Source organism: Desulfosarcina alkanivorans (assembly GCF_009688945.1).
In the GTDB taxonomy this organism is placed as follows: domain Bacteria; phylum Desulfobacterota; class Desulfobacteria; order Desulfobacterales; family Desulfosarcinaceae; genus Desulfosarcina; species Desulfosarcina alkanivorans.
The window spans coordinates 6,226,677-6,249,237 of record NZ_AP021874.1 but is presented as its reverse complement, the minus strand read 5'-3'; the positions used below and the strand labels follow the sequence as shown (position 1 = coordinate 6,249,237).

Below are 22,561 nucleotides of genomic sequence, written 5' to 3'. Positions count from 1 at the left end.
GAAAATCAGGCTGATCGGGGAATCGTCACCGTCACCCGGGTCCCGTCACCCGGTGTGCTGGCCAGGTCGATGGTGCCGCCGTGGGCATCCATGATGGCCTTGCACAGGCTCAGCCCCAGCCCGTAACCGCCGGTCTTCCTGGAGCGGGAAACGTCCGGCCGGTAGAAAGGTTCGAACAGGTGGGGCAGCGCCGATGCCGGAATTCCCTCCCCCCGGTCCTGCACCACGACCTCGAGGCACTCCGGCTGCAGAATCATTGAAATCGACACCGCAGGCCCGTCTTCAGGCGTATGCTTCAACCCGTTGTCCAGAAGATTACGAAAAACGATTTTCATCTTCCCGGGATCCACGGTGACCGTCTCGTCCATCAGCGGCCCCGTGACCACACCCGGCGGGCGCGCCTTGAATTCCGACACCAGGGACCGGACCAGGTCGCCCATAGGGACGGATTTCAGATTCAGGGCGGCGGCCGTGTGCCTCAAACGGGCCGATTCGAGCAGGGTTGTCACCATGGCCTCCATCTCGGCCACATCACCGCCCAGGGAATCCCGCATGTCGGCATCCTGTAGAAATTCCAGCTGGACCTTCAGCCGCGTTATGGGGGAACGCAGCTCGTGGCTCACATCCAGCAGCAGCTGTTCCTTGCTCTTGAGAAGCCGGTCAAGCCGCCGGGCCATGTCGTTGAATGCCTTTGCCAGATCGTGGAGTTCGCAGCACCCGGTTTCGGGGATGCGCTGGTCCAGCCGCCCGGCGCCCAGATCATCCACGCCGGCCTTGAGCGTGTGCAGGGGCTTGAGGGTTTTGCGGATGTAGAAATAGCTCGCCCCGAGAATCAGTCCCATGGCGGCTGCCATGGCGACCAGAACCCATAACGCCTGCTCGCCATGATGGGCGTCCCGGGTGGCGACAAAGGTCAACTCACCGCCGCCGTGCGCCAGACGGACAAAATGGTGGCCTTTGGAGCTGCCCACCTGCAGGCCGCTTTCGTGATGGTGGATCCAAGCCCGCCCAGGATTGAAAAACCGCGGCAGGCGGCCGGCCTGCCAGGAAATGCCGGGATGGACGAAACCGATCGCCAGGCCGGTTCGTCGGGCGATCTCCCGCGCCCGGTCCTCGTCCGGCGGGTCTCCCAGATCGGTGGCCAGGTATTCGGTGTAGAGAAGCAGATTCCGCTCGAAGGCCGTTTCGCTGTGGATCCGGATGATCAGAAAGCCGGCGATCACCGTGACGGTAATGGCCAGGCCGGCGGCCAGGGTGGCCGCCAGCAGCCGGGTGAACACGGAGCCGAACAGCCGTTTAACGGGACGGGGTTTCATCGACGGTCTCCCGGGCCACGAAGGTATATCCGGTCCCCCATACCGTCTTGATAAACCGGGGGTGCCTGGGATCGTCGCCCAGTTTCTGGCGCAACCGGCTCATGGTGATGTCCACCACCCGGTTGAAGCACTCGCTGTCTATCCCGCGAAGGGCCTGCATGATCTCATCCCTGTCCAGAACCTTGCCGGAATGCCGGACCAGCAGATCCAGGGCGGCGAATTCGCTGGTGGTCAGATCGACCTCCCGGTCGTCCAGACGGACCTGCCGGCGCCGGGAATCGACGGTCAACCGCCCGAAGCGCCGGCGGCGATCCGAACCGGAACCCTGGGCGCGACGCAGCACCGCCTGTATCCGCGCCACCAGTTCGCGGGGTTCGAACGGTTTGGGCAGGTAATCGTCGGCCCCCAGTTCCAGCCCGACCACCTTGTCCATCACATCCCCCCTGGCAGTGAGCATGATGATCGGCACGCCACTGGACTCGCGGATGCGCTTGCAGACATCGAAACCGGACATGCCGGGCAGCATGACATCCAGGATGATCAGATCCGGCATGACGGTCCGCACTTTCTTGAGACCGTCGTCGGCGTCCACAGCCGAATAGATGTCATAGCCGAAGTCCTTTAAAAACCGCTTGAGCAGACGGTTGAGTTTTTCGTCGTCATCGACGACAAGGATGGTCCGTGGCATGGAAAATTCCCCGCAACAACGGATCTTCTGCAAATAGCAGCTTTAATGTCGGTTTTTTACGGTTCCACCGGAGGTCTGATTCTGGGAAGAAGGAAGATCGTGTTCACCATCCTGTCAGAATCGGTGGTCCTCTTGCAGTTATCAGCTTCCGGGTCTAAAGGAAAGTGCCTGCCGGATTTTCAAAGGCGCCCGGACCACCCGAAACGCACCGGCAGGGTCCCTGGCGGCGGTTTTAATCCGATGGATTTCGTTTGGCGCATGCCGTCAATCCGAACACCCCATCCGTGCTGAATTCCTCAGGCAGCCAATACGGGCTGGTTCTGTTCCGGTGGGTGCTGCCATCGCTTGCCGGGTACTCACGGGATTCATGCCGGTGACTGTCGCCCATCGCAATTAATTCTGCAGCGACGTCAAAGGGGAAGGTGGTATGGCCAACATCCGCCCCCCTAATTAACGTCATGGCTTGACGATAGGCCTCAATATCCGCCTCATGCGTAACGCGGGTGTGTAACTGCCAGTCGGTCATCTCTTCCCAAAGGTCAAGCGGGAAAAAATCCGAGGCGAGGACCGGGACTGCGAACCCCGGATACGCCAGGCATGCCAGAACGGCCATAATTTTAAATTTCGGTAAGGTTCGTTTCATGTCGTCCCCCTTTCACCGTCTGTCGCGGCGATGGTTGGTTCGCTGCGAACGAACGGCCTTCGACCCGCCGGAGCAAGGAGCCGTCGCACCGCCAGGCCGCAGGCCGTCGGGCCGTTTACCGGAAACCGAATCGACAACCATCGGACGAATGGTTCTCGATGTGCGTCGCGACCCTTTCGCGCTGCTCCGGGGTCAACGTGGCGTGGAAGGCAATCAGCCGCTGTGCCGTAAAATCGGCCATCTCCCTCAGCATCTCTATTTTGTCCGCCATCATGCCATCGACCACATCCCTGCCGATGGCATCCTGACGAACCAGGTCCGCCAGCGCCTGAAGCCGGTTTTCGCGGTCCGCGTGCATGGCGTCGGCTTTTTCGGCGATTTCAGCGGCAATCTGGTCGAGGTCCGCCTTCTGGGATGCCGTCAGATCCAGCCGGGATGCGATGCGGTCCGTAGCCGCGGCCAGGTCGAACTCATCGAAGCCGCCGGGGTGGTGCCCGTGTTTGCAGGCCGCGACACCGCCAACCAGAAACAGGGTGCACAGGGTGATAACGATCATGCCGTTTTTTTTCTTCATTGCTTCCTCCTTTGGGTTTAAATCCGTTTACGTTGGATGACGGCAATGTCATCTTCCGGGTCGACTATGAGGTATTTGATGAACCAGTGCTTTTCAAAGGCGTATCAGTTTGTAACAAATTGTCGGGCCGACGGGGTTGTGTCGACATCGCGTGGTCTTTTTTATCCCTTTTCGAAGCGGTCGCCGTTGCTGAGGCCTTGCCCTACCGTTTGACCACATGTGCGTGACCGTTCTTCCCGGCCAGCCGCTGGGAGCGTCGTTGCTTGATAATTTGACGGATGTGCCGATATAGAACTGCCGGGACAAGCCCGACAAGAGGTTGGAGGCCATGTGAAAAAAAACGACACCCGTGGTGCTGTCTATTTTCAGTACCCATTGAACACCAAATAGAAAGATCCAATGAACAAAAACGCCAGCTCAGCAGCCGCCAAAGAAATCAGCTGCCGGGTCACGCATACGCTCCTGCTTTATGTGCGCAAAAACAACCGTGGCACACTGGGTAATCTTCTCGACGGTATGCCCCTGGATGAAGGCTATCTGTCCGACACCAACAATTGGGTTTCGCATGCGTTCCTGCAGACGCTCTATGCGCGCATGATTGAAATGCTGGGGGATCAAAAAGCGGTCTATCATATGACCCTGGCATCGGGACAATTACAATCATTAGGGATCCTGGACCGTATTGTCCGGCTGATGGGCAGTCCGAAGCTGATCTATTCCCAGGCCCCGAAATACAACAACTTCCTTAAACTGAACGGCAGTGTGTTCATCCACGACATCGGGGATTCATGGGTCGTGCTGGAGGACCGCTATCATGACAGCTGCCAGAAGACCCGTTTCGACTGCGATTACACCCGTGGCATTCTTGCTGGGATACCGACGATGTTCGGCCTGCCGCCGGCCACGGTCGAAGAAGTCAAGTGCCAGGTGGCCCACGAACGCTACGGCCGGCGAATATGGCCGGACACCCCGGCCCAGGGGTGCACAGGCTGCTTCTATCGGGTGTCCTGGTTGCCCGGAAAAACATCCTTCCTGAAGCGGATTTTCGCCGGTTGGAGCACCCATCGCCAGGCCATTGAGGATCTGGCATATGCCAATCAATTGATCCAGGCCAAATATGATGAGGCCAAACACCTGGCGGCGGATCTTGAACGGACCAATCAGGAGCTGGAGCGTCAACATTCCCAACTGATTGAATCCGAAAAAAAACACCGTCTGATTTCAGAAAACGTCTCCGACACCATCTGGGTCATCGACCTGAACACCCTGAAATTCGAATACATCAGTCCCTCTGTAGAAAAAAACCGGGGATTTACGGTGGAAGAGGCCTTGAACCTGAGCATGGAACAGACCCTGTCGCCCAGGTCACTGGCAAAGGTGTCGACGGTCCTTGAAGCGGAGCTGGCCGTTGAAAACAAACCGGGCGTCGACCCCCAGCGATCGAAGACAATAGAGATCGAACATTCGCTGAAAGGCGGCGGATACACCTGGGCCGAAGCCACTGTATCCTTTATCCGCGATCCAAACGGCGTGCCAAAGTCGATCATGGGCGTCACCCGGGATATCTCCGAACGCAAAAAGGCGGAAAAGGCTGTTGCCAAGAGTGAAATCAAATACCGCAACCTGTTTGAAAACGGTTTGGACCTGATCTGCCTTCACGATCTGGAAGGAAATTTACTGGAAACCAATATTCCATTTAAAAAGGAATACGGCTGGCGCCGGGAAGACCTTGAAGGCGTGAATATCCGCGACCTGTTATCCGAAGGGTACAAACTCGAAATCGACGGGTACATCGACCGCATCCTCGCCAATGGCTCGGATGACGGGTATTTGAAAATGGTCACCCGGCCAGGCCGCAGGGTCATCCTGGAATACCGCAGCCGGCTCATTCAGGACGGCAATGGACAGCCAGAAGCGATTCAGTGTGCCGCCAGGGATGTGACCCGGAGGCTCCAATACGAAAAGGCACTCAAAGAGAGCGAGGAAAAATACAAGAATATCGTCCAGCACGCGCCTGCTGGAATATATGAATTTAATATGGAGACGTTGACGTTTATCAGTGTCAACGATGTCATGTGTCAGTATACGGGATACAGCCAGCATGAATTTTTGGATCTGGACCCGTTCGTGCTCTTGTCCGAAGACAGCAAGGACACCCTTACCCGGTTAATCGAAGAGGTGTTTGCCAGAAAGCCGGAAGAACTGTCGGCCGAATACAAGATCTGCGGAAAGGATCAGAAAGAACGCTGGGTGTTGTCAAATTCACGTTTTTTCTACGAGAATGGCATTCCCAAGCGAGCAATGGCGGTGGTTCACGATCTGACCGGAATCAGGAAAGCGGAAGAAGAAAAAAGAGCGCTTGAGGTCAAACTTCAGAACGCCAGAAAGCTTGAATCCCTGGGGACCCTGGCCGGCGGGGTGGCCCACGACCTGAATAATATTCTGAGCGGGATCGTCAGTTATCCGGATCTGCTTTTACTCGACATCGGTGAAAACAGTCCGCTTCGCAAACCCATTTTGACGATAAAACGATCAGGAGAAAAAGCGGCCGAGATTGTTCAGGACCTGCTGACGTTGGCCCGCAGGAACGTATCCTCCAAAAAGAGAATCGACATCAGCCATGTCGTCAACGATTTCATCACCTCTCCTGAATACAGGAAAATTGTCGGTAACCGACCCCACCTCACCGTCGAGACAGACATATGCGAAGGCATTCTGGGTGTGGTGGGGTCTGAGATGCATATATTAAAAACGGTTATGAACCTGGTTTCCAATGCCGCCGATGCCATGCCCTCAGGCGGCCGGATCACCATTGCCACCCGGGACTGCTATATCGACAAACCCTACGCCGGATTTGAGATTATCCCCGAAGGCGAATATGCAATCCTGGAGGTGTCGGACATGGGCATCGGCATGCCCCCATCCGATCTTGAAAAAATTTTCGAACCGTTCTACACCAAAAAAGTAATGGGACGCAGTGGCACGGGCCTGGGGATGTCGGTCGTCTGGGGAACGGTGAAAGATCATGAGGGTTTTTTCGACATCACCACAGAGGAGGGGACCGGGACGACGTTTGTGCTCTATTTCCCTGCCACCCGATCAGAAAAAGAGGCTCCCCGATCCGTCTACATTGACGACTATCTCGGCCTGGGTGAGTCCATACTGATTATTGACGACGCGCCGGAGCAGAGGGATCTAACAGGGAGAATGATGCAGCGCCTCGGATATGAGGTCCATACGGCGGACAGCGGTGAAGCGGCCGTCGCGTTGGTAAAAAAGGAGACCTACGACCTGCTGATACTCGACATGATCATGCCGCCGGGCATGAACGGGTTGGAAACCTACAAGCAGGTCCTGACCATTGTCCCCGATCAGAAAGCGATCATTGCCAGTGGCTATGCCGAAACCGAACGCGTCCACGAAGCACAGCAATTGGGTGCCGGAAGCTATATCAAGAAGCCTTACACGCTCGAGAAAATCGGGCTCGCCGTCAGGTCTGAATTGGATCGCCCCTCCCCAATACAAAGGACGGGGCCATCATCACACCCACACAATTCATGATATCATTCTAATCACCGGGCGGGACCGTACTTGTCATGAACGTGGGTCGCCATGGCGTGATAAACAGGCAGAGGGGGCCCGTTTTGACTGGACTTTTAATCGTTGAAGACGTCTCTTGTCATCAGTTGGAATTCAGATCAGCAAATTAACGAGTTGTATTCTGACCTGAATCGAACACCCCTTATTGGTTCATCCAAACTGCAAACCCAGGGAGAACGACATGAAAACAATGATCTGCATCGGCGACAGCCTGACCGAGGGTACGGATATCCCCGTCGGCCACACCTGGCCGGCGCTAATGGCCAACGCCCTCAGCCTGGAAGTGGTCAACGGCGGTATCGGCGGGGACACCACGAGCGGAATGCTGTCACGGTTCAACCCGGATGTGGTGGACAGGCGGCCGGAATTTGTTTTTATCATGGGGGGAACGAACGACCTGTGGTGGGGGTGGGAAGTCAGGACCCTGCTGGGGAACCTCTTCTCCATGGTCGTTCAGGCACGGCATCACGGCATCGCCCCAGTCATCGGCCTGCCCGTACCGGTATTCGTCGCCGCTGCGCAGGCAAACGATTTCTCTCCTCCGTTGGACGGGTATGCAGGCTTTTCAGCCAAACTGGCAGAGTTTATCGAGTCGTTGTCCCGCCACGCAACCGAGAGCGAGGTGGCCGTGGTCGACCTGCACACCCCCTTTCTGGAGGCCGACCGGCAGGTCAGGACCAACCTTTTTTTGCCTGACGGCTTGCATCCGAACAGGGACGGCCACCTTGCCATCGCCGGGACGATGCGTGCGTTTTTCAAAAAAGAATTGAATTTCCCGTAGGTACGGCTTGTGCCGGATCGGTTCAGGTGGCCGCCGGGTCACGGTCTCCCGACCATTCCCGATCAGACGTTGAACCGCCCGACCATGCCCTCCAGCTGGCCGGCCAGTGTCGACAGATCCTTTGAACTCGAGCTTAACTGAGAACTGGCGTCTGATATCGAGGTCGCTGCCCGGGTGACATCTTCAATGTCCTCTGCAATTTTGGAAACAGCGGCCGAGTTCTGGGTCACGTTGTTGCTCACATCGCCGACGCCCCGGGATGCCTGGGCCACGTTGCTGGAAATCTCCCTGGTGGTGACAGACTGTTCCTCGATGGCAGCGGCGATGGTGGCGACGATTTCGTTTACACTGTTGACCACATGCGTGATATTTTCGATTTCGGTCACCGTGCCGGCAGTGGAGGACTGAATCCCGTTGACACGGCTTTTGATCTCACCGGTGGCTTCCGCTGTCTGCCGGGCAAGGTCCTTGATCTCGTTGGCCACCACCGCGAACCCCTTGCCCGCGTCGCCGGCCCTGGCCGCTTCGATGGTGGCATTCAGGGCCAGCAGATTGACCTGCTCGGAAATTTCGGTAATCGTCTCGATAACCGTTCCGATCTCCTGAGCCGCCTGGCCCAAATTCCCCACCTGTTTCGATGCACTGCCCGTCTGGTCGACGGCATTCATGGTGATGCTGCTGGCTTTTTCCGCATTGCCGGCAATCTCGTTGATGGTCGCTGTCATTTCTTCGGCAGCGGAAGCCACCATACTCATATTGGACGACACCTGCTCCATGGCGGCGGCAACCGTGTTCGTGGACGTGTTCATCTCTGCGGTGGACACGGCGACCGTATCGCATTTCACCGATGTCTGCTCGGTATTGAGCGACATCCGGTCCGCAATCCCGGCGAGATCACTTGATGAGGCATTCAGTTTTTTTGCATTGCCGACCACATCCCGAACGATGGTTTGGATGTTCTCCACAAAGGCGTTGAACCACTGGCCCAACTCACCGATTTCATCTCTGGAATGAATCTCCAGGCGCCGGGTCAGGTCCCCCTCGCCCTGGGCGATATCCCTTATCATAGCGGCAGTTTTTTGGATGGGGAGAAGGACGGTTTTCGACAGCGACAGATAAATGGCAACGCATATGGTCAACAGGCCCAGCAGGGAATCGATGCCGATCAGACGCATCAGTTCGCCGTTGGCCTCAGTCTGGACCGCTTGCGCCGCTGCCATCATGGCATCGAAACGCCGGCCCACGGCCTGCATATGGGTCTTGATGGCGGTGTCGGATATCCCCACTTCAATGGAACCGACGACGTCGCCCTCGGATTCAATGGTTTTCTTGATAACTTCGAAACCGATCGGGTTGTCCTTCAGTTCCGTGAGCGGAGCCCCTTCGGCATCATAGAAGGCCACGAAGGCAAAATCCGCGTCCTCGGTGGTGTATTGCGCCAGCACGCCCAGGGTATCGAAATCGTAGTTGGCAATAAGGCCGGCCGCCGTCCGTGCCAGTATGGCGGCCATGGAGGTCCCTTTTTGCACCAGTGCCTGCCGAAGCAGCATCTCCTGGTTCTGCTGCTCCTCCTTGAGGGAGTCGGTAAACACCAGGGCCTGGCGGGACAATGCCGAGTCGCCGCCCTTAACGATCAGCACCGCCAGGGAGCCGAGCCAGAGGACGATCACCCCGGTGGTGATCGATAAAAATTTAAAGGCGAGTCTGTTCTTCAGAGGAAACTTCATCGAAGGGCCTTCCTTTTTTTGACCAAAATATCATTGTCACCGCACGACGGCACGAAAGAGAGGTTTGCACGCCGGCATGCAAACATCTCTTTGATCAAGGAGCCCTGAACGGGACACGCGAGCCCTTTATTTGTACGTCTGGTCCTTTAAAACCGCCGTGGCGCCACCCTTGAGGAATTTGTAGTTATCATAGCCGTTGGCAACCAGGTAGTACTCTAACCACCGCACCTGCTTTCCGACCTGGTCGAAGATAAACAGGGGTTTGTCCTGATTCTTTTTCTTTTCGACAAAGTTGGGGATAAACGTATCCAGGGGGATCTTGAGGGTTTTTCCCATTCCGGGCAGGTTCTCGGCCCGCTGGATGGCGTCGCGGGCATCGACGACGATGCCGCCTTCCTTCTTTGCAACGGCCTTGAAATCCTCAAAAACCAGGGTTTTCTTTTTGAATTCGGATTTGGGAATGACCTGCTTTTCGGGATCGGTGACGACATTTCCCAGAAGGAGGGTCTTGTCCGGATACACCATGACCCATTCCGGGATGCCGCCGTCATACGCAAAAACATTGCCGATACCTGCCTGTTGCGCCTTCTGGGTGGCAATGTATGACTTCAGGCAGGTGGTGCCATTGCAGTAAAAAGCAAGTTTTTTGCCCGCATTGGCGGCACGCAGCGTTTTTACCTCCTTCACGAAATTCATCCTGGATACCGGGATGTGGAGGGCATCCACAGGATGAATCACATTGTATTCGATGGTCGAGCGCACATCGACGATAATCGCTTCCCCCGATGTATAGGCATCAAAAAGATCGGCGGATTCGATGTAGGGCACATCTGAAAATTTTTCCCGCCCGGGAAAATCGGATGCCACCGCCGGGGCAGCCGCCCCAAGCGCCCACACCATGGCAAACAACAGCGCAACCGCGCTCAGATATGACCTCAGATTGACTCTTTTTACACCGGCCATGCCCCCTCCTTGATTCTATCAGTGGTTAGTGATGCGTATAGCAGAGCTGTTTATCAGGACGAATGTCCGCTTCGAAATAGTGGTCTTATCGACATGAAGGGCGCAAACTTGACAAAAAAAGTCATATTTGCCGCCCACTGCATACCAGCCTACGGAAACCGCTTTCAGCCGTTGCCGGATGGAATAGAATACGCCCCCTTTTAACGGACAGGGATCGCTCCATAAAATGTACATTTCTCTCAAAAAACCGTCCATACTGCGTTTTCAACGCATCAAACCCCGGGCTTTATTGGATGACACCCCCGCCAACCCCGCACCGTCGCGTCACCCGCCCAATTCCAAAGGATCGGCTTCCGATATCGCCGGATTGCCCCATCGATATTCGCACACGCCTGTCGGGAATCAGACCTGGCCATCAGGTGGCTCGGAGCAGCCGAACAAACAGGATCACAGAGACAAATTTTTTTCCATGCTGCCGGGGTGCCGGCACCCGTGAAACCGGATGACGAATATACATATGTACATTTTTTGTACTTGACTTTTTCGTCTTTTTGGCCATACTGAACAAAAGCGTAGTATCCACTACGTGATTTTTCATTCGGCGCCACAGATCGTCATCATGCCTTCAGCCGTTGCCTGCATCGCCAGCATATAAGGACAGGAGCTGCCATGTCTGCCGCCAGCCAGCTGAAAAGGGAAATCGGCCTGTTCTCGGCCATTGCCATCGTGGTGGCCAACATGGTGGGCACGGGCATCTTCACCACCTCCGGCTTCATTCTCCAGGAGGTCGGCAGCTCTTCTGCCCTGTTATTGGGCTGGCTTGTGGGCGGCGCCTTCGCCCTGTGCGGCGCCCTGTGCTATGGCGAACTGGGCGCACGCTATCCCCAGGCCGGCGGGGAATACGTCTACCTGCGCGAGGCATTCGGCAAACCGGTGGCTTTCCTGTCGGGCTGGATATCGCTCATCGTCGGTTTTTCGGCCCCCATCGCGGCGGCCGCCATCGCCTTTTCCGTTTACCTGCTCAAAGCTGTTGGCGCCGACGCCGACCGCGTGGTTACCCTGTTCGGCGTGCCGGCTGTCACGTTCTCCCTGCCCATGGTACTGGCCATTGCCGTGGTGGCGCTGCTATCGATTCTGCACGCGCACAGCCTGCGTGTCGGCAGCCGGGTCCAGAACCTGCTGACGCTGTTCAAAATCGCTTTGATCGTCACTTTTATCGGCGCGGGCATGTTCTCCTCGGGCGGCTCCACCGACCATATCAGCGAAGGTCTCTCCCTCGGCGTCCTTCTGGACGGGAAATTTGCGGTCGCATTGATCTTTATCAGCTTCGCCTACAGCGGCTGGAATGCGGCCGCTTACCTGGGCGGAGAAATCCAACGCCCGTCCCGCAACATTCCCCTGGCGATGCTGGCAGGCACCTTGATCGTCACGGCCCTCTATCTGCTGCTCAATCTGGTCTATGTGTATGCCCTGCCGCCGGAGGACATGAGCGGGGTGATGGAGGTGGCTGCAGCCGCCGGTACCGGGCTGTTCGGCCCCGGCATCGGCCGCTGGCTGAACGGGGCCATTTCACTGGGGCTCCTTTCGGTGATCAGCGCCATGATCCTGGCGGGCCCGCGCGTTTACTACGCCATGTCCCGGGACGGCATTTTCTTCCCCCTTTTCGGTCGGGTCAGTTCCGCACGGCACACCCCCGCCCCTGCGATTGGACTGCAGGCGGCCATCGCCATCATCATGATCATTTCCGCGTCCTACGACAAACTGCTGGTCTATATCGGCTTCACCCTGTCCCTGTTTGCCATGCTGACCGTGGTCGGCCTGATCCGCGTTCGTCGCGCCGGCACGGATGAAGCACCGGCATACCGGACGTGGGGGTATCCGCTGACACCGCTGTTTTTTATCCTGGGCAACTTGTGGATCATCGTCTTTTCCATCAAAAGCCGGCCGGCCCCGGTGGTGTGGGGCATCATCACCATTGCCGCCGGCCTGGGAATGTACCTTTACTTCCACCGCGGCCGTCTCCAGCCACGGGAGAAGAAGGCCAGCAATCCGCCGGTGGTGCGGACCCTGCTTTCGGATCGTGGCGAAATCGAAATGAACCCATCCAAACCTAAGGAGGACCTGTCATGAGTGGACACTGTCGGTGGTATGTCTTGCCCGGTTTTTTCATTACCGTCTGGCTGTTGACGGCAATGACCGTGACACCGGCCATTGCCTCGCGGCTGGGAGACATTCCGGTTACGGAAGAATTTACCGCCGGTATGCGGGCCATCGCCGCAATGGATCCGGATGAAAAAATCCGCAACCCGGATACCATGGCGCGGCAGTTTCTATCGCCGGCATACTGGTTTTGGAGCGCATTGGACGAGGATTACGAAAAATCCAAAAAATTCATCAAATTCTATCGGGTAAGCGGCTACTACGCGTCCAACGCCTGCACCAAGCATATCGACGGCATCCTGCAGGAAGCCGTCGGAAAAGGCCTCCAACAGGTCGTCATCATCGGCGCCGGGCTGGACAGTCGCGCCTATCGCTTCCGGCAGCAGATGCCGTCCGTGCGATTCTTCGAGGTGGATCTGCCGGCCGCCGTGGCGCGCAAAAAAGAACTGGTCCGGGCCGCCGTGGGAAAACCGCCCGCAACGGTTTCCTATGTTTCTGTTGATTATCGCAACGGGGGAATGGACGGCGCTCTTAAGCAGGCCGGATATGACGGGGCTCGCCAAACCCTTTTCGTCTGCGAAGGGGTCACCCGGTACATCGATGCCGCGGCCGTGGACCGGACCCTGCGGTTCATCGCTGAAAACGCCGCGTCGGGCAGCGAACTGGTATTCGACTACATTCCGGATGACATCGCCAACGGAGATTTTTCGAAAATGCCATGGGCCCGATTCCAAGCTGTACGCATGGCTGCCTATGGCCACCCCTGGAGGTTCGGGATCGCCCCGGACAAAGCCGGTGAATTTGCAAACAACAGGGGTTTCAGCGTGGTTTCGGATCTGGGGGCCGGCGAACTGGCCCAACGCTACCTGGTCCGCAGCGACGGCGGCATCGACGGCAAGCCGACCCCCTATTTCCGAATTATGCATGCCGTTTTGAACAAGTAGCGGATGACGCAACCCCTTCAAGGAGGAACGCCATATGCAAACCGAATCAGGTCATCAACGTCCGATCGTAACTTTTTCCCGACTGATCGGGTTACTGCTGGTATTGACCCTGTGCACCCCCGCCGCCTGGGCAGTGGAGTCGGGCATGCTGTCCATTACCGCCGAAGGCGTGACCGCCGCCCGTGCTATTTTTGCCCAGCACCCGGACCAAAAGGTTCGCAACGATGATTATCTGGCCATGAAACTGGTCGCCCCGGAGTACTGGCATTACTCCCTGATGAAGCCGGATTTCGAGACCGGCATGTTAGTGACCAGAACGTACCGGATAACCACCAACTTTTACGTCAATGCCCGCACCAAACACATGGACGCCCTTCTAATGCAGGCCGCTGAAAACGGCGCCGTCCAGGTGGTCAACCTGGGTGCCGGCTATGACAGCAGGGCCTACCGCTTCCGCGAAACCATGCCGACGGTCCGGTTTTTCGAAATCGACCTGCCGGCCATGATCGAAGAGAAGAAACGGCGACTGGCGGAGGCCCTGGGCAAGGTGCCGGATTACGTGGCTTATGTGCCCATCGACTTCAATATTCAGAACATCCCGGACGAGTTGAGAAAGGCCGGCTATGATCCCAGCCGTAAAACATTTTTTATCTGGGAAGGGGTGACCTATTATATTTCAGCGGAAGCCGTGGACAGCACCTTGCGGTTCATCGCAACGCAGTCGGCAACGGGCAGTTCAGTCGTCTTTGACTACATGCCTTTAGGGGTCATCCAGGGCGATTTCAAAAGATACCCGGACGCCCGCGCTTTGTCCTTCTGGGTGGCGTATCGAGGCGAGCCATTTGTCTTCGGCATCCCTGAAGGCGACAGCGCGACCTATGTGAGCAAGCGGGGGTTGAAAGTGATGTCCGACCTGCACCCCAAGGATCTTGAAAACCGATACCTGACCCGCAGCGACGGCACCCTCGACGGCCCCTGCTGCAGCGCATTTCGAATCATGCATGCCGTCGTTCCCTCAATGCACCCGTCAGGGGTTGATTGAAAGGCTGAAATAAGTGAAACGCGTCGTCGGCATTGCTGTCTTATTACTGGCATCCGCAATGCTCTTGTCAACCGGTGCCGCTCGGACAGACAGCCTTGAAGAGGTCGGCCGTGATGGACGTTTTGTGGCCTATGCCAACGGGATGGTGGCGGATACGAGCACCGGCCTGGAGTGGCTCGCCGGCCCTGATGAGGATACCAGCTACCACCGGGCGGTTGCATGGGTGCGCAGCTTGACCGTTGCCGGAGGCAGATGGCGAATGCCGACGGCCGAGGAGCTGCGTATCCTTTCCCACTCTCCCGGCAGACCGCCCGGCATCACGCCGTTGTTGAAAACCACGGGAATCCATGTGTGGCCGTTTCAAGAAAATGAGGATCTGTCCCTCTATCTTTTTCGTTACATGGACCCTTACGGGACGCGTGGGTTTGCCGTCAGAACCGCAAAAGACAATTGACGCCCGGTTTCACAAAAGCCGGGTGCCCCCCTGAAACCAAGGGGTTGCATCCTGCCTTGCGCCCCCCCCTTCCCGGTCGTTGAAGCCGCCTGCCTCACGGGCAGTTTCGTTTAAACCGCTTCCATCCCCGTGCCGCGCCATGGACCGACCGGTGGTGGGGGCGGCGATGGTTGCCGCTATCCCCTTTATCTATTTTAATCCCCTGATATAATGTGATAAGTATTGCATTTCGTCCCGAATTCCAATACGAAAGATCTGGAGACCGATTCCTAGACGCCTTCTGCCCTCCTGCGTCTCCACAACCACGTCCGGCGGATTAGGCATCCGCTGTCAACTGCCGTTATTGTAAATGGCTGTCCGCTTCCCGTGAGGAGGTCGTCATGAGGATTGCGCATGTCGCCCTGTTATGGATGGTGGTCCTGCTGGCCGGGCTCTGCCCCCCGGCTTCGGCCCAGCCCTTCGTCGGCGTCGTCAAATCCGTCGAAGGAGGCGTCACCGTCGAGCGCCATGGTGAAAGGTTCACGGTTGTCGCCGGCATGCAGATCAACCAGGCGGATACGATCAAAACCGATGGCCGGGGATATGTCGGGCTGGTTTTCTCTGACGATACCCGCATATCCATGGGGCCGGGCACCGAGCTCGTTATTGATGACTATCTGTTCCAGCCAGTGGAAAAAAATCTGTCATTCATCGTACGCCTGATCCGCGGCACCGTATCGTTTTTGTCCGGGCAGATGACCAGGCTGGCCCCTGAATCGGTTCAACTGATTCTGCCGGCCGCGACCATCGGTGTTCGGGGAACCCATGTGCTGATCAAGGTGGATTAGGCGGCCAGCTGAAATGAAGGTGTAGTTGCCGGGTGTATACCGCTTTTTTAGAAAGGTGAATCGACCATGCAAAAATGGATCGCTATCTGGTGCTGCTTGGTGGCGATGTCTGTTGTAACGGCCTGTGGGCACAAAAGCATGGTCGTTCTGGTGCCGGATGCGGACGGGTCCGTGGGACAGATTACGGTTTCCAACGATGCCGGATCGGTTGACATCAGCCAGCCCAACCAGTCTACGGTTGTCCGCAGCAGGAAGACGCCTCCCGATGCCCCGGTCAGTTTGGACGCGGCCCATGTTCAGGACCTGTTCGGGCAGGTCGTTTCCAACCAGCCTCCCCCACCGGTTCATTTCGTGCTGCATTTCCTGTCGGATTCGGTGCAGCTGCTGCCGGCATCCGGCAGACAGCTGCCGGGTATCGTCGCAGCCATTCACCAGCGGGCACCGACACGCATCTCCGTGGTGGGGCACACGGACACCATGGGAGACAAGGCCTACAACCTCGACCTTTCCATGCGCAGGGCAAAGGCGGTCAAACGGCTGCTGGTGGCCAACGGTGTTGATGACACCCTTATCGATGTCTCTTCCCATGGTGAGGAAAACCCGCTGGTTAAAACTGCGGACAATGTGGCCAATGCCAAAAACCGGCGCGTAGAGGTAATTGTCCGATAACCCAACTGCCGTTGACTGGTGCATCGATGGCCGCCCCGACTTCTGAGACGCCGGGAGATATGGTGCCATCGTTTTAGGAAGTGATGGATACATCTCCCCCAAACATCAATCCGTCGATCAGGGAAACCATTCTTCTCGGTGTCCTGTGGTCGATTCTGTGGTCGGCGGCCTACCTGTTTTACCCCGCGATGTTCGAAGGTCTCCAGCTCAAGCTGATGGACGCCATCGTTGCCGGGGACGCCGATACCGGCATCACCGATGCGGTGGTGGTGGTCGACGTCGATGAGCAATCCCTGGCGGCATGGGGCCAATGGCCGTGGCCACGGTCCCGCCTGGCAGTGTTGCTGGACCGGATTGCCGGGTTGGGAGCCCGCAGCATTGCCCTGGACTTCATTATGGCTGAACCTGACCGCACGTCCCCCAAAGCGCTCCAGTCGGGGCTTGATTACCAGCCCGCCATCGCGGGCGGCATGGTGGATGTCACCGCCGTGCAGGACAACGATGCCATACTGGCGTCCACCCTGGCCAAGGGACCGTTTGTTCTGGGTTATGAATTTAATTTCACCGATGGCGGTCAAAAAATCGCCGGATGTCCGTTGCACCCGCTCGACCTGGTCAAGCGTCAACACCCGTCCAATGGGTCCGGATCGCTGTCGCTTTTCCAGGCACAGGGTGTGGTCTGCAATCTGGATCAGCTGGCCCGTGCAGCAGCGGGTTCAGGATTTTTGAATGGCCAGCCCGATGGAGACGGGCGGCTGCGTCGACTGCCATTGGTGATTCGCTGGGGGCAGGACATTTACCCCAACCTCGCCCTCGCCGCCCTGCTGACCGCCGGCGGAAAGGGTCAACCGGCGATGCTGGAGCATCGCCAGGGGAGCCAGACCTGTCTGATCCTGGGCGACCACAGGATACCGATCGACGACCACGGAAACATGCGGATTCGCTTTACCGGCCGGCGGTCAGGCCTGAGGCACATGTCGGCGGACCGGGTGCTGAACGGTCAAATCACCGAATCGGAAGTCAAGGGCCGAATCGTGCTGGTGGGGTTAAATGCGACCGGCCTGGCACCGACATTCCACTCACCGGCCGGGGGGGCGTATACGGCCGTAGAGATCCACGCCCAGGCGGTCGAGACGATCCTGTCAAAGGGCTATATTCGTCGCCACCGTGAGATCCTGTATCTTGAAGTCATCTTCTCCGTGCTGGTGGCCGTTTTATTAAGCCTCTGCATCGCCCGTCTGGAATTCGTGCCTGCAGCGGCAATCGGTACGGCAGGCATCGTCGGCTGCTGGGGGGGTGCCCAACTCATCTTCAGCAGCCGTCAGATACTGGTGTCGCCCCTGTTGCCCGCCGCCGTGATCGCAACCGGCGGTCTTTTTCTCATGCTTTTCAAATATTGGACCAGACAGCGAAAGGCCCGCCAGAACCTGCAGGAGGCCTTGATTTTGATGAAAAACAGCGAGCGGCACCTCAATGCCATCATCCAGACGATCCCCGACATTGTGTTTCGGCTGGACGCCTCGGGTCGCATCACGTTCATCAGCCCCGCCATTGCCAAGTACCAGAAAACGCCCGAGGCGTTGATCGGCAGGCACATCCTCGATCTGGTGGCCGCCGAAGACAGGGAGTCCGCCACCCGCCGAATCAATGAACGACGGACGGGCGAGCGTGCCACCACGGATCTGGAGGTACGGCTGATGGTCTCCCCGGGCCCCAATGAGACAGACGGCGACAACCGCTACTTCAGCGTCTCGGCGGAGGGAATCTATACGAAAACACCGCCGGACGGCCAATCCTTTTTAGGCACCCAGGGCATCGCCCGGGATATCAACCGGCGCAGACACCTGGAACACAAACTGGAACAATCCAAGAAAATGGAAGCCATGGGCAGCCTTGCGGCGGGGGTCGCCCATGATCTCAACAACATCCTCAGCGGACTGGTCAGCTACCCGGAGCTGCTGCTGCTGGACCTGCCGGCGGACAGCCCGATGAGAGAAAGCATCAAAACGATCCAGCGATCCGGCCAACGGGCGGCGGACATTGTCCAGGACCTGCTGATGATCGCCCGCCGCAGTGTCAAGAACCACGATATCATCAATCTGAACCATGCGGTGGAGGGATATCTGAAGGCGCCTGAATTCAAGCGATTGTCGCAAAACCATCCCAAGACACGTGTGGTCACCAAGCTGGCCGATGATTTGATGAACATCAAGGGGTCGGCCGTGCACATCTCAAAAGTCATCATGAACCTGGTCGGCAATGCTGCCGAGGCCATGCCGGCGGGCGGCGCCATTGGCGTGATGACCCGCAACAGGTATCTGGACACGGCGATCGACCGATACGAGAAGATCCCGGAGGGTGAATATGTCGTGCTGTGCGTCTCCGACGAGGGAATCGGCATCCCGCCGGAAGCGTTCAACCGGATTTTTGAACCCTTTTACAGCAAGAAGCGGATGGGTCGAAGCGGTTCGGGCCTGGGTATGACCGTGGTCTGGAACACCATCAAGGACCACGGTGGATTTGTGGACATTCAAAGCAGGGAGGGTGACGGGACCCGGTTTCACATTTTCCTGCCGGCCACCCGTGAAGCGGATAATCAAACCCGCCGCCGGGTGGTTCTCCAGGACTACACCGGTTCGGAACGGATACTGGTCGTGGACGACGTCCCGGAGCAGCTCGATATCGCCGTACGCATGCTCGGCAAACTGGGCTACCGGGTTTCATCCGCAGCGGGCGGAGAGGAGGCCGTGGCCTTCATGGAAACCCGCACGGTGGATCTTCTGGTCCTTGACATGGTGATGCCCCCCGGCATGGACGGCCTGGAAACCTACCGGCGCATATTGAACGTTCGCCCCGGTCAAAAGGCCATCATTGCCAGTGGCTACGCCCCATCCGACCGCGTCAAGGCCATGCAGGACCTGGGGGCCGGCGGCTATATCCGCAAGCCTTACACCCTGGAAAAGATCGGGCTGGCCGTTCGTCGGGAGCTGGACCGGCAATGATCGGGAAAAGCTGCCACACACAACCCTTGTATGCTGGAGAATGAATGAAAATCATTAACATCCTGATGCCGGCGAGTTATTGGCTGCTGGCGGTGATCTGGCTGGCGATCCTCGTGTTCTGCCTGCAACGGATCGTCGTCCCGAAGGGAAAAAGCCGGCTGTTCGCCACCCTGATGGTCGTCCTCGCCCTCGAAGCGTTTCGAACCTTTTTCGAAAGTGTTTACTTCGGCACCCTGCGAACGGCTCAGGTCGGCATCCTGCCTGCCGGGGTCTATGAGTATCTGATCCTGCCCGAGAATACGATCTGGCCCAAAATATTCAACCTGCTTGCCGGCATTACCATTCTCTTCATCCTGACCCGTCGGTTCATCCCCCAGGAAATTGCATTCTGGGAAGACCAGCAACAACGGATCCGACAACTGGAGGCCAGCGTCCAGGAGGTCCGGCGGGCAGAATCCACGCTCAGGGAAAGCGAAGAACGCTATTCCGTCATGATCCGCCAGACCGGGCAGATGCTTTACGACCATGACATCGAAACCGGCCGGATCCGCTGGCATGGGGCGGTAACTGAAATAACCGGGTACAGCGAAGAAGAAATCGCAGCGTTGGACATCTCCGGCATGGAGGCGCATATCCATCCCGAACACCGGCAAAACACGATGGCGGCGTTATCCAAAGCCATGAACGACGGGCTTCCCTTCACCCTCGAGTATCAATTCAGGAAAAAAGACGGCAGCTATCGCTGGGTCGAAGACAATGGCGTGTTTCTGAACGCCGGGAACGGACCGCCGGTTCGTGTGCTCGGAACCGTGAAGGACATCGAAGACCTGTCAAGACGTCGGGAAAATGAGGAATTGCTGCGCAAGTACGAGCAGATTGTGTCCGCTTCCAATGATTTTTTAGCCCTGGTCAATAAGGATTACCGATACGAAGCGGCGAACAACAGCTATTTTGAGTTCTTCCGTTTGCCGCCCGGGAAAATCGTCGGGCAGCAGGTATCCAGCGTGCTTGGCCAGGCGCTCTTTGACAAAAAGATCCGGCCCCATATGCATCGGGCCTTCACCGGAGAGACCGTGCGTTTCATGAGCACCTTCGATAGTCCGGTGTACGGCCCCAAGACGCTGGATGTGTGCTATTCTCCCTATTTTGGGGAAGACAACACGGTCAAGGGCATCGTCGTGGGTGCCAGGGACGTGACGGAGGCGCGCAAACTGGAGAAACAACTTCAACAGGCCCAGAAGATGGAGGCCATCGGGCAACTGGCCGGAGGCATCGCCCACGACTTCAATAATATTCTCGGTGCCATTGTCGGCTATGCGGAATTGTCCAGGTATGCACCCTCCGCCCCCCCGAAGGTCCGGGAATACACCGACAGAATTTTACAGGCCTGTGAACGGGCAAAGAACCTGGTGGGCCAGATCCTCACATTCAGCCGGAGATCCTCATCTGAAAAGGCACCCATCGACATCGGCATCGTGGTCAGGGAAGCCCTTGAACTGATTCGGGCCTCGACCCCCACGAGCATTACGATTCAACACCAGGTGCCGCTGCAGGCAGCTATCGTCATGGCCAATGAGAACCAGATTCATCAAGTCGTCATGAACTTGTGCACCAATGCGGTCCACGCATTGGAAGCGGACGGCGGCGTGATCGATGTCGAACTGGAACCTTTCGTCATTGGCCCCGCCGATGGAACGACGGTCAGCCCGCAAAAAGGCGAAAAAGGCCTGAAGCTGACGGTATCGGACTCCGGTCAAGGCATCGACCCCGAAATCAAGGAGCGGATTTTCGACCCCTACTTTACCACCAAGACGGTGGGAAAAGGAACGGGCCTGGGGCTGTCCACGGTGATGGGAATAGTCAACGACCATGGCGGAACGATCGCGGTTGAAAGCGTACCTGGCGAAGGAACGCGATTTACCATATGGCTTCCCATGATTGATTCGACGGCCCGGAAAACCGAAGCCGCCCCCCCTGCGCTGCCTGATGGGAATGAGTCGATTCTCCTGGTTGACGATGAAAAATCCCTTGTCGAAATCGGCAGGCATTATCTGGAACGGCTGGGCTACGATGTCGAGACGCATATGAACCCGCAGGATGCCCTGGAGGCATTTCGCACACGGCCGGAAAGGTATGACCTGGTCATCAGCGACATGAACATGCCCGGCATGACCGGCAAACACCTGGCGATGGAAATCAGAAAGATCAGGCCCGGCATCCCGATCATTATGTGTACGGGGTTCAGCCACCATCTGTCGGAGCATGATCTTGAAAGGCTTTCCATCAACGCGCTGCTGATGAAACCGGTTGGGATTGAAAAACTGGCCGGCGCCGTTCGACGCGCATTGACCTAAAGGACATGCCGCCGGCCCCGTCGGCAGAATCGCGGCATGCCCTGAAGCTCGCGTCCTATTGTTCCTCCAGGACCTCTCCCCGGGTGCTGATGGTCACTTGACGGGTGGGGATATCGACGCCGGCTTTTTCCATTCCCTTTTTCACGATCATGGGCAGGCCGGAGCAGCAGGGCACTTCCATGATCATGGTGGTGACGCTGTTGACCCCCGCCGCATCGAAAATCTCGGCAAACTTGTCGATGTAAGCCTGGGCGTCGTCGAATTTGGGACAGCCCACCATGACGGTCTTGCCTTCCAGGTAGTCGCAGTGCAGGTTGGGAAACGCCACGGGCACGCAATCGGCCACCACCAGCAGGTCGGCGCCTTTGAGAAACGGCGCCGTGGGAGGAATGAGGCGGATCTGTACGGGCCAGTGGCTCAGGGCGGATTTGCCCGCTTCCAGTTTCTTGGGCGTATTGGCACCCTGGCAGCCGTCGGCCGGCGCAAAGTTCCGGATCTGGGATGACGGACAGCCGCAGGGCATGGATTCCGTCTCTTCCCCGGCCTTCTGGGACTCCAGGTGCTTTTCCACCGCCGCTTCGTCGAAGTCTTCGGCTTCGCGCTCGATGATCTTCAATGCGTCCTGGGGGCAATCGCCGATACAGGCGCCCAGGCCGTCGCACAGGTTGTCCGAGATCACCCTGGCCTTGCCGTCGATAATCTTCAACGCCCCTTCGGCACAGGCGATCACGCAGTTGCCGCATCCATCGCAGCGTTCTTCATCGATTTCAATGATCTTTCGGTTAACTTTCATGGTTGTCGCTTCCTCGTTTACCGC

General features: G+C 57.6%; 17 protein-coding genes. 10 read left to right on the top strand and 7 right to left on the bottom strand.

Features of this window, described 5'->3' with window-relative positions:
- Positions 1 to 5: 5 nt before the first annotated feature.
- The 4 genes from DSCA_RS27080 to DSCA_RS27065 all read right to left on the bottom strand — a co-directional run bounded on the left by DSCA_RS27080 (position 6) and on the right by DSCA_RS27065 (position 3,221).
- Complete coding sequence (locus tag DSCA_RS27080) at positions 6 to 1,316, bottom strand: HAMP domain-containing sensor histidine kinase (RefSeq protein ID WP_155319412.1); 1,311 nt, start codon at positions 1,314 to 1,316, stop codon at positions 6 to 8.
- The gene (locus DSCA_RS27075; protein ID WP_155319411.1) at positions 1,297 to 2,004 is read right to left on the bottom strand and encodes a response regulator transcription factor; all 708 of its coding nucleotides are present in this window, start codon (positions 2,002 to 2,004) and stop codon (positions 1,297 to 1,299) included. Before DSCA_RS27075 ends, DSCA_RS27080 begins: the two co-directional genes overlap by 20 nt.
- 232 nt (positions 2,005 to 2,236) lie before the next feature.
- The gene (locus DSCA_RS27070; RefSeq protein ID WP_155319410.1) at positions 2,237 to 2,647 is read right to left on the bottom strand and encodes a hypothetical protein; all 411 of its coding nucleotides are present in this window, start codon (positions 2,645 to 2,647) and stop codon (positions 2,237 to 2,239) included.
- 115 nt (positions 2,648 to 2,762) lie between these two features.
- Positions 2,763 to 3,221, bottom strand: coding sequence for a Spy/CpxP family protein refolding chaperone (locus DSCA_RS27065; RefSeq protein WP_155319409.1), 459 nt, complete (start codon positions 3,219 to 3,221; stop codon positions 2,763 to 2,765).
- Positions 3,222 to 3,620: 399 nt separating this feature from the next.
- Here DSCA_RS27065 and DSCA_RS27060 point away from each other — a divergent pair, with 399 nt between their 5' ends.
- A complete protein-coding gene (locus DSCA_RS27060) occupies positions 3,621 to 6,782 on the top strand; it encodes a PAS domain S-box protein (RefSeq protein ID WP_155319408.1) in 3,162 nt (1,053 codons plus the stop codon).
- Between the two features lie 220 nt (positions 6,783 to 7,002).
- Positions 7,003 to 7,602: a GDSL-type esterase/lipase family protein gene (locus DSCA_RS27055; RefSeq protein WP_155319407.1), complete on the top strand. Its 600-nt coding sequence runs from the start codon at positions 7,003 to 7,005 to the stop codon at positions 7,600 to 7,602.
- 62 nt (positions 7,603 to 7,664) lie between these two features.
- On the opposite strand, the gene DSCA_RS27050 is transcribed toward DSCA_RS27055, so the two are convergent.
- Together DSCA_RS27050 and DSCA_RS27045 are read right to left on the bottom strand one after the other, a co-directional pair.
- Positions 7,665 to 9,329 carry a methyl-accepting chemotaxis protein gene (locus tag DSCA_RS27050; RefSeq protein WP_155319406.1) on the bottom strand — a complete coding sequence of 555 codons (1,665 nt, stop codon included), beginning with the start codon at positions 9,327 to 9,329 and terminating at the stop codon, positions 7,665 to 7,667.
- 126 nt (positions 9,330 to 9,455) lie between these two features.
- A complete protein-coding gene (locus DSCA_RS27045) occupies positions 9,456 to 10,292 on the bottom strand; it encodes a rhodanese-like domain-containing protein (RefSeq protein ID WP_155319405.1) in 837 nt (278 codons plus the stop codon).
- A 669-nt stretch (positions 10,293 to 10,961) separates the two neighbouring features.
- Between DSCA_RS27045 and DSCA_RS27040 the strand changes: the two genes are divergently transcribed.
- The 8 genes from DSCA_RS27040 (at position 10,962) to DSCA_RS27005 (ending at position 21,744) form a co-directional block, all read left to right on the top strand.
- Complete coding sequence (locus DSCA_RS27040) at positions 10,962 to 12,422, top strand: APC family permease (RefSeq protein WP_155319404.1); 1,461 nt, start codon at positions 10,962 to 10,964, stop codon at positions 12,420 to 12,422.
- Positions 12,419 to 13,396 carry a class I SAM-dependent methyltransferase gene (locus DSCA_RS27035; RefSeq protein WP_155319403.1) on the top strand — a complete coding sequence of 326 codons (978 nt, stop codon included), beginning with the start codon at positions 12,419 to 12,421 and terminating at the stop codon, positions 13,394 to 13,396. The genes DSCA_RS27040 and DSCA_RS27035 overlap by 4 nt, the downstream gene beginning before the upstream one ends.
- A gap of 34 nt (positions 13,397 to 13,430) precedes the next feature.
- Positions 13,431 to 14,438, top strand: coding sequence for a class I SAM-dependent methyltransferase (locus DSCA_RS27030; RefSeq protein ID WP_155319402.1), 1,008 nt, complete (start codon positions 13,431 to 13,433; stop codon positions 14,436 to 14,438).
- A 13-nt stretch (positions 14,439 to 14,451) separates the two neighbouring features.
- Entirely contained in the window at positions 14,452 to 14,892 is a 441-nt protein-coding gene (locus DSCA_RS27025) for an Lcl domain-containing protein (RefSeq protein WP_155319401.1), read from the top strand.
- A 380-nt stretch (positions 14,893 to 15,272) separates the two neighbouring features.
- A complete protein-coding gene (locus DSCA_RS27020) occupies positions 15,273 to 15,719 on the top strand; it encodes a FecR family protein (protein WP_155319400.1) in 447 nt (148 codons plus the stop codon).
- Between the two features lie 66 nt (positions 15,720 to 15,785).
- On the top strand, positions 15,786 to 16,388 hold the full coding sequence (locus DSCA_RS27015) for an OmpA family protein (protein ID WP_155319399.1): 603 nt from the start codon (positions 15,786 to 15,788) through the stop codon (positions 16,386 to 16,388).
- An 83-nt stretch (positions 16,389 to 16,471) separates the two neighbouring features.
- The gene (locus tag DSCA_RS27010) at positions 16,472 to 19,390 is read left to right on the top strand and encodes a CHASE2 domain-containing protein (RefSeq protein WP_155319398.1); all 2,919 of its coding nucleotides are present in this window, start codon (positions 16,472 to 16,474) and stop codon (positions 19,388 to 19,390) included.
- Between the two features lie 44 nt (positions 19,391 to 19,434).
- Entirely contained in the window at positions 19,435 to 21,744 is a 2,310-nt protein-coding gene (locus DSCA_RS27005; RefSeq protein WP_155319397.1) for a PAS domain-containing hybrid sensor histidine kinase/response regulator, read from the top strand.
- A 55-nt stretch (positions 21,745 to 21,799) separates the two neighbouring features.
- On the opposite strand, the gene DSCA_RS27000 is transcribed toward DSCA_RS27005, so the two are convergent.
- A complete protein-coding gene (locus tag DSCA_RS27000; RefSeq protein ID WP_155319396.1) occupies positions 21,800 to 22,537 on the bottom strand; it encodes an ATP-binding protein in 738 nt (245 codons plus the stop codon).
- Positions 22,538 to 22,561 lie beyond the last annotated feature (24 nt).

Coding starts and splice junctions, on each gene's coding strand:
- DSCA_RS27080 (WP_155319412.1), bottom strand. CDS start 1,316: ATGAAACCCCGTCCCGTTAAACGGCTGTTCGGCTCCGTGTTCACCCGG.
- DSCA_RS27070 (WP_155319410.1), bottom strand. CDS start 2,647: ATGAAACGAACCTTACCGAAATTTAAAATTATGGCCGTTCTGGCATGC.
- DSCA_RS27020 (WP_155319400.1), top strand. CDS start 15,273: ATGAGGATTGCGCATGTCGCCCTGTTATGGATGGTGGTCCTGCTGGCC.
- DSCA_RS27050 (WP_155319406.1), bottom strand. CDS start 9,329: ATGAAGTTTCCTCTGAAGAACAGACTCGCCTTTAAATTTTTATCGATC.
- DSCA_RS27010 (WP_155319398.1), top strand. CDS start 16,472: ATGGATACATCTCCCCCAAACATCAATCCGTCGATCAGGGAAACCATT.
- DSCA_RS27015 (WP_155319399.1), top strand. CDS start 15,786: ATGCAAAAATGGATCGCTATCTGGTGCTGCTTGGTGGCGATGTCTGTT.
- DSCA_RS27055 (WP_155319407.1), top strand. CDS start 7,003: ATGAAAACAATGATCTGCATCGGCGACAGCCTGACCGAGGGTACGGAT.
- DSCA_RS27060 (WP_155319408.1), top strand. CDS start 3,621: ATGAACAAAAACGCCAGCTCAGCAGCCGCCAAAGAAATCAGCTGCCGG.
- DSCA_RS27040 (WP_155319404.1), top strand. CDS start 10,962: ATGTCTGCCGCCAGCCAGCTGAAAAGGGAAATCGGCCTGTTCTCGGCC.
- DSCA_RS27030 (WP_155319402.1), top strand. CDS start 13,431: ATGCAAACCGAATCAGGTCATCAACGTCCGATCGTAACTTTTTCCCGA.
- DSCA_RS27000 (WP_155319396.1), bottom strand. CDS start 22,537: ATGAAAGTTAACCGAAAGATCATTGAAATCGATGAAGAACGCTGCGAT.
- DSCA_RS27005 (WP_155319397.1), top strand. CDS start 19,435: ATGAAAATCATTAACATCCTGATGCCGGCGAGTTATTGGCTGCTGGCG.
- DSCA_RS27065 (WP_155319409.1), bottom strand. CDS start 3,221: ATGAAGAAAAAAAACGGCATGATCGTTATCACCCTGTGCACCCTGTTT.
- DSCA_RS27035 (WP_155319403.1), top strand. CDS start 12,419: ATGAGTGGACACTGTCGGTGGTATGTCTTGCCCGGTTTTTTCATTACC.
- DSCA_RS27045 (WP_155319405.1), bottom strand. CDS start 10,292: ATGGCCGGTGTAAAAAGAGTCAATCTGAGGTCATATCTGAGCGCGGTT.
- DSCA_RS27075 (WP_155319411.1), bottom strand. CDS start 2,004: ATGCCACGGACCATCCTTGTCGTCGATGACGACGAAAAACTCAACCGT.